The organism is Acinetobacter sp. WC-743, from assembly GCF_000335555.1.
In the GTDB taxonomy this organism is placed as follows: Bacteria; Pseudomonadota; Gammaproteobacteria; order Pseudomonadales; family Moraxellaceae; genus Acinetobacter; species Acinetobacter bereziniae.
On record NZ_AMFQ01000077.1, the window covers coordinates 15,760 to 29,805 of the forward strand.

Annotated in this window: 11 protein-coding genes; 8 read left to right on the plus strand and 3 right to left on the minus strand. The window is 36.4% G+C overall.

Going from position 1 to position 14,046, the window contains the following annotated elements; translation table 11 throughout:
* The first annotated feature begins 6 nt into the window (after positions 1–6).
* From ACINWC743_RS10720 to ACINWC743_RS10735, 4 genes are all read left to right on the plus strand, one after another.
* Positions 7–1,494: a SmvA family efflux MFS transporter gene (locus ACINWC743_RS10720; protein ID WP_009585451.1), complete on the plus strand. Its 1,488-nt coding sequence runs from the start codon at positions 7–9 to the stop codon at positions 1,492–1,494.
* A gap of 186 nt (positions 1,495–1,680) precedes the next feature.
* Positions 1,681–2,418 (plus strand): hypothetical protein, encoded by a 738-nt coding sequence (locus ACINWC743_RS10725; RefSeq protein ID WP_009585445.1) that lies wholly within the window; start codon positions 1,681–1,683, stop codon positions 2,416–2,418.
* Between the two features lie 67 nt (positions 2,419–2,485).
* Positions 2,486–4,717: a DNA polymerase III subunit gamma/tau gene (dnaX, locus tag ACINWC743_RS10730; RefSeq protein WP_009585459.1), complete on the plus strand. Its 2,232-nt coding sequence runs from the start codon at positions 2,486–2,488 to the stop codon at positions 4,715–4,717.
* Between the two features lie 791 nt (positions 4,718–5,508).
* Positions 5,509–6,228, plus strand: a complete 720-nt coding sequence (locus tag ACINWC743_RS10735; protein ID WP_009585446.1) for an MgtC/SapB family protein — start codon at positions 5,509–5,511, stop codon at positions 6,226–6,228.
* Between the two features lie 61 nt (positions 6,229–6,289).
* Here the strand turns inward: ACINWC743_RS10735 and ACINWC743_RS10740 are convergent, their stop codons facing one another.
* The 3 genes from ACINWC743_RS10740 to ACINWC743_RS10755 all read right to left on the minus strand — a co-directional run bounded on the left by ACINWC743_RS10740 (position 6,290) and on the right by ACINWC743_RS10755 (position 9,879).
* Positions 6,290–6,724, minus strand: a complete 435-nt coding sequence (locus tag ACINWC743_RS10740; RefSeq protein ID WP_004824257.1) for an acyl-CoA thioesterase — start codon at positions 6,722–6,724, stop codon at positions 6,290–6,292.
* 482 nt (positions 6,725–7,206) lie between these two features.
* Entirely contained in the window at positions 7,207–8,013 is an 807-nt protein-coding gene (locus tag ACINWC743_RS10750; protein ID WP_009585447.1) for an OmpW/AlkL family protein, read from the minus strand.
* Between the two features lie 711 nt (positions 8,014–8,724).
* Positions 8,725–9,879 carry an iron-containing alcohol dehydrogenase gene (locus ACINWC743_RS10755; RefSeq protein ID WP_009585458.1) on the minus strand — a complete coding sequence of 385 codons (1,155 nt, stop codon included), beginning with the start codon at positions 9,877–9,879 and terminating at the stop codon, positions 8,725–8,727.
* A gap of 122 nt (positions 9,880–10,001) precedes the next feature.
* On the opposite strand from ACINWC743_RS10755, the gene ACINWC743_RS10760 reads away from it, so the two are divergent.
* Genes ACINWC743_RS10760 through ACINWC743_RS10775 form a run of 4 tightly spaced genes read left to right on the plus strand, consistent with a single transcriptional unit; the run spans position 10,002 to position 13,764 of the window.
* Positions 10,002–10,514 (plus strand): low molecular weight protein-tyrosine-phosphatase, encoded by a 513-nt coding sequence (locus ACINWC743_RS10760; protein WP_009585455.1) that lies wholly within the window; start codon positions 10,002–10,004, stop codon positions 10,512–10,514.
* A 30-nt stretch (positions 10,515–10,544) separates the two neighbouring features.
* The gene (gene murB / locus ACINWC743_RS10765) at positions 10,545–11,573 is read left to right on the plus strand and encodes a UDP-N-acetylmuramate dehydrogenase (protein WP_009585454.1); all 1,029 of its coding nucleotides are present in this window, start codon (positions 10,545–10,547) and stop codon (positions 11,571–11,573) included.
* A gap of 14 nt (positions 11,574–11,587) precedes the next feature.
* On the plus strand, positions 11,588–12,736 hold the full coding sequence (locus ACINWC743_RS10770; protein ID WP_009585443.1) for a YdcF family protein: 1,149 nt from the start codon (positions 11,588–11,590) through the stop codon (positions 12,734–12,736).
* A complete protein-coding gene (locus tag ACINWC743_RS10775) occupies positions 12,736–13,764 on the plus strand; it encodes an alpha/beta hydrolase (RefSeq protein WP_004824246.1) in 1,029 nt (342 codons plus the stop codon). The genes ACINWC743_RS10770 and ACINWC743_RS10775 overlap by 1 nt, the downstream gene beginning before the upstream one ends.
* Positions 13,765–14,046 lie beyond the last annotated feature (282 nt).

The window sequence follows — 14,046 nt, forward strand, 5'->3', positions numbered from 1 at the left end:
TGTGTTATGTACCGCAAATGGGTGATTCTCGCAATCATCGTACTCATTTATTTACCTGTTTCAATTGATGCTACAGTACTCCATGTTGCCATTCCAACATTGAGCACGGCATTATCATTATCCGCCAATGAAATGTTATGGGTGATTGATATTTACTCCCTGATCATGGCAGGTTTGATCTTACCAATGGGTGCATTGGGTGATCGGATTGGTTTTAAACGTCTGATGTTGATTGGTGCCAGTATCTTTGGTGTGGCTTCCTTAATGGCTGCTTTTGCGAATTCAGCCTATATGTTGATAGCAGCCAGAGCATTTTTAGGTGTCGGTGCAGCCATGATTTTACCTGCAACTTTGGCAGGTGTTCGGAATACTTTTTTGGATGAGAAGCAACGAAATTACGCATTGGGTATTTGGGGAACTGTCGGCGGCGGCGGGGCAGCCTTTGGTCCACTACTGGGTGGTTTTATTTTAGAGCACTTTAGTTGGGGCGCTGTTTTCCTGATCAATGTACCGATTATTATTCTTGTGCTAATTTTGACCTTATGGTTAGTCCCTAAACAAACAGTACAAACAAAGCAACCTTTAAACCTATTACAAGCATTGATTTTGGTTAGCGCCATATTGATGTTGATCTATTCGATTAAGACATCAATATATGCGTTCAATCTGTCTATAGTATTGGTTTTTGTTGTGGGCTTGGGTTTACTGACGGGTTTTGTTCGTCATCAACTTCGTACTGTCCAGCCGATGATTGATTTTACTTTGTTTAAGAATCCTGTAATTTCAACCAGTATTGTGATGGCAATGGTTGCCATGATTGCATTGGTTGGATTTGAATTATTGCTTTCTCAAGAATTACAGTTTGTGTATGGTTATACGCCACTTGAGGCTGGACTATTCATCTTACCATTTATGATCGCAATCAGTATCGGAGGTCCTTTTACCAGTATCTTAATGAATCACTATGGTTTAAGACCTGTAGCAACAATTGGAATGTTGATGTGCGCGGTCTGCTTTTTTGGTTTGGCAATGACTGATTTTAATGCTCAAAATATTCAAGCATGGGTATGGATGGTGTTTATGGGAATTAGTGTTGAAATTGCTTTATTGTCATCTACAGCTGCAATTATGTCAGCTGTGTCTCCAGAAAAAGCGACTGCTGCGGGTGCGATTGAGGGAATGGCGTATGAATTGGGTGCTGGTTTAGGTATTGCTATTTTTGGTTTGTTGTTATCTATATTCTATGCGCAATCCATTGTTATACCATCTACACTTCCAGAGAGCTTGGTGGCTGGAGTAAGTTCATCCATAGGTGAGGCTTTGTCTGTGATTCAGCATGCAGATCCTGCATTGATGCAACAAGTAAAACAAGCCGCCTCAGAAGCATTTATCCATTCGCATAGTAAGGTATTAAGTATTTCTGGTGTGATGTTTTTAATTTTGTCAGTATTTGTTTGGCGTGCGTTACCCGATAAGAAACAAATAGTAAATTAGTTGCATTTATAGTCTTGTAGTTAGAGCTTAATAGCAGTGTTTGATTAAGCTCTAATATTTTATCATTTGAAGTTGATAATAGTTTTGGCTAATTTTAATTTTTAAATGACTTTGGTCGGATTCATAAACTTTACGCTGTGAAAGCATTGTGCTAAAAAGTGCAAAACTAACTTCGATTTTAATTAAATGATAAAAAGAGAATTATCAATTACAGAATTATTCGGTGTCTTGTCTGTTGTTGCATTAACCATATCTGTATTTTCCAATGCATATTTTTATTATTCTTTAGATGCAATTTGGGTCATGTCGATTTTATCACCTACATTTTATATTTTTGAAATATTGAAAGTTCTTGTATTAATGGCAGGAAGTATTCTTGTTGTTGGCTTTTTAATGGATATATTTAAATGGATGATTAAAAAATCATATAAGTTTAGACAGAAAAAACGTTTCAAATTATCCACTCAAAATATTTTAACTGACTGTAAATATAAAGAAATTTTTAAACAAAATGAATCATTTCAATTTTGGCAAACAACATTTGTCATTGTCATTTACACCATTATTGTTGTTTTATTCACCTTGTTTGGTTTGATTAAGTTCAATTCAATGCTGTGGAATAGTTTTCTCATTGGATTGACCTTAGGAATATTCACAAATAAGGAAATAAAAAAAGATAAAGAGCTTAAACTATTTGTATTCATTGTCTTTTTTGCATTAACAACTTGCTTCTCTGCACAAATTAAATTAAATGATATTGAAAAATTGCCGGTTGCGAAGTTGAAAAATGACAAAGAACTTATAAATTGGTATGTTTTAGATGGAAGCCAAGACAAGCTAATTCTCTTACAACAAAGTTCAAGAAATGTCATTAAAATCGTCAAATTTGAAGAAATTGATCGAATTATCTCTAATAAAAAATAACTCTACAGTTCTTCATTCACTAATTGTCAAAAAAACAGTATCCTTAGACCTGTAACTAGGAGCTTCCATGTATCAGGTACTTGCACGTAAATATCGCCCACGCAACTTCAATGAATTGGTCGGACAGAACCACGTTTCTCGTGCGCTGACCAGTGCTTTAGATCGTGGACGTTTACATCATGCTTACTTATTTACAGGAACACGTGGAGTTGGAAAAACCACAATTGCGCGAATTTTAGCAAAATGTTTAAACTGTGAAACTGGCGTAACTTCGACACCTTGTGAAGTTTGTGCAACATGTAAAGCTGTGAATGAAGGGCGTTTTATTGACCTCATCGAAATTGATGCAGCATCACGAACCAAGGTTGAAGATACCCGTGAGCTGCTTGATAATGTACCTTATGCGCCTACACAAGGTCGCTTTAAAGTATATTTGATCGATGAAGTGCATATGCTCTCTACGCACTCATTCAATGCCTTGTTAAAAACATTGGAAGAACCACCAGAGCATGTAAAATTTTTATTTGCGACAACCGATCCGCAAAAACTTCCTATTACCGTGATCTCCCGTTGCTTGCAATTTACATTACGCCCTTTGGCTGTGGATGAAATTACCCACCACCTCAGTAGTATTTTAAATAAAGAAGAAATCTCAGCAGAGCAAGATGCGATTTGGCAAATTGCGGAATCTGCACAAGGTTCATTGCGTGATGCCTTGTCTTTAACTGATCAAGCAATCGCTTATGGTCAAGGTGCAATTCATCACCAAGACGTTAAAGAAATGTTGGGCTTGATAGATCGAACCATTATTTATGATTTGATTTTGGCAATACATCAGAATCAGCGGGAACGTGTCAGTCAGTTGTTATTACAATTTAGACAGCAAGCTTTAGATGTTTCATTGGTTTTGGATCAATTTATTTCAACATTACATGAGTTGGCAATGTTGCAATATTTGCCAGATCTCAGCCTAAAATATAGTGCTGAAATAAATCAAAAAATTATGCAGTTATCGAAAATCGTCTCTGCTCAAGATTTACAGCTCTATTATCAAATTGCATGTAAAGGGCGGGCTGAGTTGCAACTTGCTGTGACACAAGAGCAAGGTTTTGAAATGACGGTATTGCGTTTACTTGCTTTTAGACCAATGCAAGTCAATGAAGTTGTAATTTCTCAACCACAACAGCATATTGAAAAGCAAGCACTTTCAGTTGAAACTCAAGATAAACCTTTGGATATTGAACCTCATCAGACTGTAAAATCATTTGCACAAGCAAAAGATCAGACGCTGATTGATACCAAGATAGACGATGAGGCAAAGATAGATGCTGAAGTTGATATAAAAAGTGAGACTATTGAGCCTGATCTATCCCAACAACAGTTGGAGCCATTAAAATCTGATCTTGCTGTAATGCCACAAACACTCTCTGTAGTGAGTGATCCTGCTTTTGATGCAGTTGAGGATGAGTTATCACAGCAGATTATTGAAGACCATGAGCCGAATAGTGACGATGCTTTTAATGAGCAATTCATTGAAGATACTGATAGCACAGTAAACACAGCACAAATACAGACTGTGGTTACTGAACCGTCTCTAATCATTGATCAGCAGACAAATCATAATGTTCAAAATGAAATGTCTATTGATACTAGTGCACCAGATTTGACGCTCTTCGGTGCTGAGCTTCATTCACAAAGTACAAATGAAAATTCTTTAGCATCAACAGCAAATCAGGATGTGTTCTTTTTAGCTCCTGAAGCACAAGATCAACAGCTTAATATTGAAAATGCTGAAGCTATCCAAAAACAGCAGCCAAGTGAAAATCAAGTTCAGGTGGTTAAGTCTGAGAATCAATTAGGCTCCTCTGATAATGCGCAAACACCGCAACAAATATTAACGTTACAATCTCAAGATTTAGAAGGAGATTGGACTGTTGATAAATGGGAATATTGGTTTAGAAACAGCTCGCTTTCTCCTGCTGTTCAAGAACTGGCACAACATGGTTTGATGATGGGTATGATTAATGGTCAGTCTATTTTTCAAACTTCACCAAAATATGAAAAATTACTGAATCAAGCGCAACATGATCTAGAAGCAGCTTTAAAGCAACAATGGTCACAAACGATATTTACAGTTCAGTATGGTGAGGTCGAGTCGATTACACCGTATATGATGCAAAAAGAACGTAAAGTGCGTGCTTTTGATCGTGCAGCTGAAATGCTTCAACAAGAGCCCGTAGTAAAAAGTTTGATTGATGCATTTGATGGTCAGATTGAAAATATTCAACTCAAAAGTTAAATACATTCTTCGATAACATTTGATCTGCATTCAATATAATCATATATAGAGGATGGGTGATGTTTAGTGTGCAACAGGGAAGTTGCCAGTGCATCAAACAAGGCTGACTAAAACTTGAAGTGTGACAGTATACAAGATTTTAATATTGTTGAATGATCTTATAAAATAATTATGAATTAAAAAAATGCGGTTTTTATTTAATGACTTTGTGGTTATAATCGCGCCAATTTCAACAAAGGGGTATCTAAAAATGCCTAATAGTTCGTCGAGGTACTGTAGTTTATCTATAGTGATTTTAACTTATTAAGCAAGATACTTTTGAGAATGTTGTCTTGCAATAAGATCGCATTTCTATTTTTAAATTACATTTCCTCCTTAAATAAAATGCCTACTCAAGGTCTGTTTTTATATCTCTCGTTTTATCGTCCTGTTATTAGGGGCTGTGGTTAAAATTATCTCAGGTTACGTTATGAAACTCAAAAATAGTCTCGCTATTCTCTTCATTTCCTTGCGGAGTATACTCCTCATGCCTGCTCACTTTTAACCTATAACACAAGCCATTTATGAAATGTCCACAGCCCCTAATGTAAAGAAGACAACTTTGGTTTAAATCTCAGACTATTTGTATCTAACTGATTTTTTGAAATTGAAAATCTTTAAAGTGTTGAGTTTTAATACTTTGCAATACTTTTGTCATTTGCATGTGATAAAACAGTGAAGGATTTTTATTCCGTTATTCATGAGATATCAAAGATATAGACCATAAATTAAAATAACTGTGGAGCGTATAGATGCAACTCCAATTTATGCAACATTTAGAATTAACAAACATGCTTGATACATTGATTAGTCTTTTTTCTGCCTTTATTTTAGGTGGTTTGATTGGATTTGAGCGACAGTATCGACAACGTACAGCTGGTTTGAGAACCAATGTTTTGGTGGCTGTGGGTGCTGCTATTTTTGTTGATATTGCCAATAATTTAACTGGCGCTGATGGTTCTGTTCGAGTTATTGCCTATGTTGTTTCTGGTATTGGCTTTTTAGGTGCAGGCGTGATTATGCGCCAAGAGGGTAATATTCAAGGTCTGAATACGGCTGCAACGCTATGGTGTTCTGCCGCCGTGGGTGCAGCAGCAGGCTGTGATCGTATTGTCGAAGCATTATTGGGAACACTCATTATTTTGGCTGCAAATACTTTGCTACGTCCGATTGGTCATATTATCGACCGTAAGCCACTCAATGTTGAGTCAGAAATGCAACATGAAATTTATGTGGTGTGTCAAAAAGAACATAGTAAGCATGTTATGGATGAGTTGAGTAAAGCTTTAAAGCATTATCACTTTCCAGCCAAAGATTTTGACGTAGAGCCTTTTGGAGAACAAGATGTTGAGATTAAGGCAATTTTGATTGCAAATTCGGTTGAGGAAAAAGAAATACAGCCCATTATTGAAATATTAAATCAAATGCCTGAAGTCAGTCAGGCTTTTTGGGATCAAAATACTTTAGCTTAAATTCTTATCCTTTAAATATAGTTTATTCGATATGGCTTTTAGCTATAGAGCTTAAAATGAATTATTCACTAAGATAAATCTGTAAAGCATCTCGCATATCTTGAGGGATTGGGGTGCTTTTTTTTGTCTCACGAGAGACAAATACATGAACAAATTGCCCCTGAGCTGAAGCTTGGCTTTGTCCTTGTTTAAAAATTGCTAAATCATAAGTCAGTGATGCGTTTCCTATTTTTGAAATGGCAACACCTACTTCAATAATTTCCGGGTAAGTAAGTTCTTGAAAAAAATCACAAGAAGAATTTACAACTAAGCCAATGATCGGCGATTGATGGATATCAAAGTCCGCTTTTTGAATTAATAATGCATTGGCTGCGGTATCGAAATAACTATAGTAGGTTACATTATTCACATGACCATAAATATCATTGTCAGCCCAACGTGTTTGAATTGGGAAAATAAAGGCATATTGATCACGTAATTTTATTTGTGGTTTCATTTTACTTTACTCTGCGCTATACGGACATTTACATTAAAACAATGACAGTGTGAATAAGAAGCGATGTACATCAAATTTAATCAATTTCTCATCATATCATTCAACAAGAGTGAATAGATATGACGATGTTTTTCGTATAAAGCGTATCTTTTATCCAATTTTAGATTTATTTATCTTACTGATACCATCTAAGAAAACTTGGATAATAGAGATCAGGCATTTTCACAGCCTTATATTTTAACAAAAAATTTGATTAATTTACTTCAGTGATGTCTTACTTTCCAGAGATGACAAAGATCTTTTATGGGATGAGAGCGTTGTTTGTTTTTATTCAAAATGATGATGGTTTTAAAGCGATCCTATTTTGTTGGATACATCGCAGGATGATATGTATAAAGGATGATTTAAAAAATAAAAAGCTCATTAAGTATGACTTAATGAGCTATAGAAAATGAAGACTGATCTCAATCAGACTTCATTAATTAGAAACGGTAGCCTAGACCTAAATAAGTCACAATTGGTTTAATTTCAATACTGCTTTGACCTGAGATCAACGTTGTTGTTCCAGCTGGTGTAGTCGCATTTACATTTAATTTAGCTTTAGTCGTAAGGTGTGCATAAGACACAGAAGCTGTTGCATACCAGTTTTTATTGATGTTGAAATCAGCACCAAGAATAGCCACTGGTGCAAAAGCATCATCAACTTTTACTTTACCCAATTCTGGATTGAACGCAGTAAGATAAGGATTTGCCTTCAGTGCCTGATTAATCGCGGGGTCAGTTTCAACATTTGAGAAGTGAGCATACATCAATCCAGCACCAACATAAGGGCGGATTTTGTTGTTGATCGAACCAAAGTGGTAACGACCAGAAATGGTTGGTGTATAGGCATCTGTAGTTGCCGCTTTGTCATATTTGTTGAGGTCAATGACATTGATTCCATGAACTTTAATGCTACCTTTGCCTGCAAGTTCCATTTCAGGAGGTGCACCCAAAGTTAATTCTAATGAAACATTATCATTGACGAAATAATCAAGCATCAAACCTGCAGTATCAGCATTTTGTACTTCAAAACCAGCATCAGGATTAGCTGCTTGTAAATTAGCCAAGGGACCTAAGTAAGGTGAATTACCTGTTTTCCCATTGACACCTTGTCCCTTACTTTGTGGCATTACATGCAACCAACCTGTAGAAACAGCAAAAGTTTTACCGTCTGAAGTCGCTGCATGAGTAACAGTGTTTAAGCCAAACGCTGCTAATGGTAAAATCGCCAATGTAAGTTTTTTCATAGAATCATTTCCAATACTGTCTGTTATCTTAATTTCCCGATTAAGATCGTCGGCGATTTTAGAGTAATTATTTTAGAAGTTAAACGGAAAACACGGTAAATTATCAACCAGTCAGTCATACAAATAATAAGTAATTAAAATAATATTATGATAATTAAAGTTATAAATAGATATTTTTTAAAATACGCAATAATCTATTTGATTAAAAAATAGAATGTTATTGACTGTTTTTTGCACATATTGATAATTTAAGGTTTTTCTTGTGACGGTTTGTTTGCGATTTTTAGCAATTTCTTATGCCAGAGGAATCAGGCTAGTCTTTTATGATCAAAAGACAGTTTTTACTTTTTGTTTGAAATGTAGTGCATTACCTAAGCAAATCGCTTTATAGCTTAACGATATTTAAAGATGATTTTACAAAATCAATCGCAAGCATTCTGATGATGTGTTTTAAGTTGGTTGATACTTTACAGATGCTTGTGATAAAGATTTTTTAGATATTATTTGGCAGGTTTTGTGAAACTCAGTGATGCTAAGTCAGCAAAACCTAAGATAGACCTCGTAAAATATCTCTATTCAGTTGGTTGTGATTAAAGTCTTCCTCAACTGCATTTCGAAACTCGACAATAGTATCGCGATTGTTCGTATTTCACGTCTTGTTTATGTCGTATTAATCGATAACGCAATGTGCTGTTGAAATCTCAATAGACCCTAATAAATTGCCTGATAAATGTTGAGTGCATCGGTGTAGTTTAAAACCTTAGGATTGTTTTGTAATAAGCGTGTTTGAAGCATTGCATCTTCTGCAAGGACTTCAAGTTGTTGAGGTTGTACATTTAACTCTCTCAGTTTTAGGGGCAAGCCGCTATTGTTGAGATGGTTTTGCATATGGTCGATAAATAAATCACAGAGACCTTCAACACTGCCTTTACTATAAGGATCTAACCATTGCATCAGTTCAGCGTAGTGAGCTTTGGCTTCAGAGGCATTAAATTTTAAAACCTCTAATAGAACCAAAGCATTGGTGTGTCCATGAGATAAGTGGAAATGTCCACCTAATGGATAGGCAAGGGCATGAACAGCGCCAACAGGCGCGTTGGCAAATGCTTGACCTGCTAACATCGATCCCAATAACATATTTTGGCGTGCTTCAAGGTTCATACCATCCGCCAAGACAAGTTTCAAGTTTTTATTGAGAAGTTTCAGCGCTTGTTTTGCCAACATGTCAGCATAAAAGTTTTTCTTTATTTTTGAAGTAAAGGCTTCGATGGCGTGCACCATTGCATCAATGCCAGTTGCGGCTGTGATATGTGGTGGCAGACCAGTGGTAAATGTGGCATCAAGGATTGCGATATCCGCATATAAGATCGGTGAGACAATTCCTGTTTTTGTCGTTTCACCTGTCGTAACAATGGAGATCGGCGTAACTTCAGAACCAGTACCGGCAGTGGTTGGAATCAGAATTAAAGGAAGTCTTGGTCCATGAACATTATTGATACCGTAGATCTCTTGAATACTTTGGGTTTGTTGAGCATGAGCCAATACTGCAATAAGTTTGGCAACATCCATTGAGCTGCCTCCACCAAAACCAATCACAACATCGACTTGATTTTTTTTGGCAAACTCCACTGAGGATAGAACATTATGTTCTGCAGGATCAGCCTGAACGTCAGCGTAAATTTCATAAGCCAAATGAGCATCTTCTAAAATTTTCAGTACAGGTAAATGCAGTGCATGTTGAATCATCCCTGCATCTGTTACCAGCAAGGCTTTTTTATATTTGTTAGCTAAAATTGTCTTTAATTCTTGGACTGATCCTAGCCCAGAAATAATATTGGCTACAGTTTGAAATTGGAAATGCTGCATTGTGTACTATCCTTAATCTGTCATCACAAAATTAACATTATTGTTTTAAGGTTCTATAGGATTCACTTGCTAAATAACTTAACATAAGCGCTTATAAAAGAAATGATCATTTGAGGCGGTTTATGTTATCCAAAATGCCATACAAGGTTTTATGTGTGTGCTTAGGAAATATCTGTCGTTCACCTACAGCAGAAGTCGTCTTGCGACATTATTGTAATGAACAGCAATTGAACGTGATTGTGGATTCAGCTGGAACGAGTAATTATCATCCCAATAAATCACCTGATCACCGCAGTCAAAAACATGCAATAAAAAGAGGCTATGATCTTTCAGATTTGCGTGCTAGACAGTTAAAAATACAAGACTTCTTAGATTTTGATTTAATTCTTGCAATGGATCATGAAAATTTAGCGAATATCAAATCTTTGCTTCAACAAGCGATTCAACAATTTGGTGTACAGTCTGTTAAAGCGCAAGTTGCGCTGATGAGTGAACATGATGCTGCTTTTCCGAAGCAAGCCATTCCTGACCCTTATTATGGTGAAGCGGATGGATTTGAGCGTGTTCTTGATCAATGTGAGTCAAGTAGTCTAGCGTGGGTGCAAGTTTTTCAGCAACAGTTTCAATATAAGTAATTGATATACATTAGGAATGAAATTTAAGTTATGAATATTGAATCTCAGGTTCAACTTAAACCATTTAATACACTCCGTTTAGACTCAGTTGCATCACATTTTGTCAAAGTACAATCTGTTGCTGACCTTCAAAATGCACTGCAATTTTCCAAACAAAATAATTTAAATGTGCTGGTTCTTTCAGGTGGAAGCAATATGATTCTTCCTGAGCATATTCATGCCCTGGTTGTTGCGATCGATATACAGGGGATTGAGTTTATCGGTGAAGATGAACGGAGTAAAACAATAAAGGTGGGTGCAGGGCAAGTCTGGCATGACTTTGTATTGTGGACGACTTCACAGCATCTTTATGGTTTACAAAACCTTGCATTGATTCCAGGTTTGGTAGGTGCTTCTCCTGTACAAAATATAGGGGCTTATGGCGTTGAAGCAGGTGAGTTTATTGAATCTGTGGAAGTATATGATCGTGAATTAGAGCAAATGCATTCCATCTGTGCTCAGGATTGTCAATTTTCTTATCGTCACAGTATTTTTAAAGATGATCCAAATCGTTATGTTATTACTCATGTGATTTTTAGATTACTGAAACAGGCTGATTTAAAAATCAACTATGGTGATTTAAAAGCAGCAATGGCAGATGACTTGAGTGCGGAGAATTTGCAAAAACAAGTCATCCAAATTCGACAAAGTAAACTTCCTGATCCTAAAGAATATCCAAATGTCGGAAGTTTCTTTAAAAATCCGATTATTGGGCGAGATGTATTTTCACAATTAATTGCAAAATTCCCTAATATTCCACATTATCCTCAAACAGAGGATCGCGTTAAAATTGCAGCTGGTTGGCTGATTGACCAATCAGGATGGAAAGGTAAGCAACTTAATCAAGTCGGCATGTTCCATAAACAAGCTTTAGTTCTGGTGAATTATGCGGATGCAACATTGATAGATGTTCAAGCGGCTTATCGAGCTGTTCAGCGGGATGTGTTTGATCAGTTTGCTGTGCAGTTAGAGCCAGAACCTGTACTTTTTAACGAAATGGGATTAATTCAGAACCATTAACATTGAGTCTATATATGGTTAAACAACATTGGATGGTCAGATTTTTACGGATGGTTGCAATACTATTTGTACTTTTTGGCTGTCTGATTGTATTTTGGTATACGCCATTTTATTCGAACCTTATGGTGAGGATTCTCAATACATTTGTGCCTGTTGAAGTCAATCAGGTTGCCGCAAAAAGCCAACAAAATGCGGCATTATCTGAAGCAGAAAACTTAGAACCAGGTTCGGATTTGTGGATTGCTCGTCAAGCTTATCTAAAGTTGATGGAAGAACTGTTAAAGAACAACGATGCGAAGGATTTGCTTGCTCTTCAATGGCGTTATCGAGCTTTACAGGAAAAAATTGCCAAAGAACAAAAAGAGGATGATGAAGAGCAAATCAAGCCAGTGATTCCTTTAGTGTCTGAACATGCAGCTTCTGATGCTGTAGAAGACCAGCCTAATGATGTGGTTAAAAACTTATTAGATTTAAATAGTGAAGACAACAAAGCGCTGATGGATGAATATTTAAATTTCTTAAAAAAGTATAAGGTTGATGATAAGAATTTACATGAAAATCCCTCAGCTTCTGCTGTTGAATTATCAAGTTCACAAGTACAACAAGATTTAGAAAGCTTACCCAATAAAAATAGCGAACTCCCAAAACCAGTCAGTCAGCCTTATGCCATCGTGGTTTTGGGTGGTGGTCTAACTTTAGATAAAAATCAGAAAGATATCATTGTCAATGATTACACTAAGCTAAGACTGGAAACGACTATTGCACTAGAGAAAAAAATCAAACTGCCTATTGTGTTGAGTGGCGTTGAAGCACCTTATATGCAAAAGTGGTTGGCTGAACGTGGGGTGCAGGCAAAATTATTGGAAAATCGCAGTATGAATACCTGTGAAAATACACGTTTTAGCTCATTACTATTACAAAAAAAAGGTGGAGCACCTACAGTCATGTTGATTACAGATCGTTATCACATGCCTAGAACACGTCGTTTATTTGCGTTGAATGGTATAGAAACCATTCCAGTGGACGCACCAATGCCTACTCAACTTACAGAATGGCAACCAAGCAAACAGAATTATGATCATAGCCGCAGAGCCAACTATGAAACTTTAGCAACAATTCGAGATATGTTGTTTGGTTCGAGTGGCTGTAGAGAGGTGCCTTAATGGCGGATATCCCATTTTTAAATCCTACAATTTTAAAACAACTTGATCTGCCAGTACCAAGTCGTGATACCACACCACAACTATTAGAAGCTTTAAATTTAAATCGTGCCTATGTGCCAAACCAAGAAATAAAGGCTTATCAACGACTTTATGGTTTTGATCAATTAGATTGTGTTCAATGGCAAGGCTTTATTGACATGCCGTTGTTTAAACTGCATGTTCAGGTATTTAAGCCTAAAATTGAAAAAGTAAAAGGAACTGTCTGTTTATTACATGGTTATTTAGAGCATAGTGGTATCTATCAACCGATTGTTAAAGAAATCCTTGAACAAGGCTTTAGTGTTATTACTTATGATTTGCCAGGGCATGGTTTAAGTAATGGTTCTCCAGCAAATATTAAAAATTTTGACCACTATCAACAAGTGCTGCATGCTGTTTACCAATATGTTAAAAACTCACAGCATCTTCCTAAACCTTGGTTGGGGGTAGGACAGAGTACAGGTGGTGCAATTTGGATGCATCATTTACTTGAATATGCACAAAAAAGAGAAAATCCAATTGTTGATCGTGTTTTACTCTTATCACCTTTGGTGAGACCAGCTAAAACCGCATGGTGGCACAATTCTATTGGTTTGGGCATTATTCGTAGAATTAAAAGAGAAGTTCCACGTCATTTTAAACGCAACAATCATAATCCAGAGTTTTTAAGATTTGTACGACTAAAAGATCCTTTGCAACCCCGTATGATGGGAATGGACTGGATTCTAGCAATGTCGAAATGGATGCAGGAAATGGAAGAATTTCCAAAATGCCGTATACCTGTGTGGTTGGCACAAGGTGCTCAAGATCAAACAGTGGATTGGAAATATAATATTGATTTCGTACGTCGCCAATTCAGATTGCAAACTTTATTAATTCTTGAAGAAGGATCACATCAACTTATTAATGAACGTGCAGATATTCGGGCAGCATTAACGGGATTAATCCCTGCTTTCTTACATGCACATTCTTCAGGTGATTATTTTTGAATAAGAATCAAATAAAGACTATTGATTGATGAGGTCTTTTTTAAGATTTTAAAAGCATGAGTTTAAAGAAGTGCTAAAAAAAATGAGTGAAAAATGCAGTTTTTTTGCGCTTTTTGTTGAAAAAATAACCATGTGGTTGAAAAAGTTCAAAATAGGGGTTGCGTGTCTATAAAAAATATATAGAATACGCAGCATCCCGACGCGATACAGCAAACGAACTTAGCTTAGAGGGTTAAGTTGTTGAATGTTTATTGCGTCTTATTTGTCACTGACGAAGTGGTA

What these genes read in the sequence shown, in the direction of transcription:
- ACINWC743_RS10725 (WP_009585445.1), top strand. Translation starts at nt 1,681, where the DNA reads ATGATAAAAAGAGAATTATCAATTACAGAATTATTCGGTGTCTTGTCT.
- ACINWC743_RS10750 (WP_009585447.1), bottom strand. Translation starts at nt 8,013, where the DNA reads ATGAAAAAACTTACATTGGCGATTTTACCATTAGCAGCGTTTGGCTTA.
- ACINWC743_RS10740 (WP_004824257.1), bottom strand. Translation starts at nt 6,724, where the DNA reads ATGAAACCACAAATAAAATTACGTGATCAATATGCCTTTATTTTCCCA.
- murB (WP_009585454.1), top strand. Translation starts at nt 10,545, where the DNA reads ATGAATATTGAATCTCAGGTTCAACTTAAACCATTTAATACACTCCGT.
- ACINWC743_RS10775 (WP_004824246.1), top strand. Translation starts at nt 12,736, where the DNA reads ATGGCGGATATCCCATTTTTAAATCCTACAATTTTAAAACAACTTGAT.
- ACINWC743_RS10760 (WP_009585455.1), top strand. Translation starts at nt 10,002, where the DNA reads ATGTTATCCAAAATGCCATACAAGGTTTTATGTGTGTGCTTAGGAAAT.
- ACINWC743_RS10735 (WP_009585446.1), top strand. Translation starts at nt 5,509, where the DNA reads ATGCAACTCCAATTTATGCAACATTTAGAATTAACAAACATGCTTGAT.
- ACINWC743_RS10720 (WP_009585451.1), top strand. Translation starts at nt 7, where the DNA reads ATGTACCGCAAATGGGTGATTCTCGCAATCATCGTACTCATTTATTTA.
- ACINWC743_RS10770 (WP_009585443.1), top strand. Translation starts at nt 11,588, where the DNA reads ATGGTTAAACAACATTGGATGGTCAGATTTTTACGGATGGTTGCAATA.
- dnaX (WP_009585459.1), top strand. Translation starts at nt 2,486, where the DNA reads ATGTATCAGGTACTTGCACGTAAATATCGCCCACGCAACTTCAATGAA.
- ACINWC743_RS10755 (WP_009585458.1), bottom strand. Translation starts at nt 9,879, where the DNA reads ATGCAGCATTTCCAATTTCAAACTGTAGCCAATATTATTTCTGGGCTA.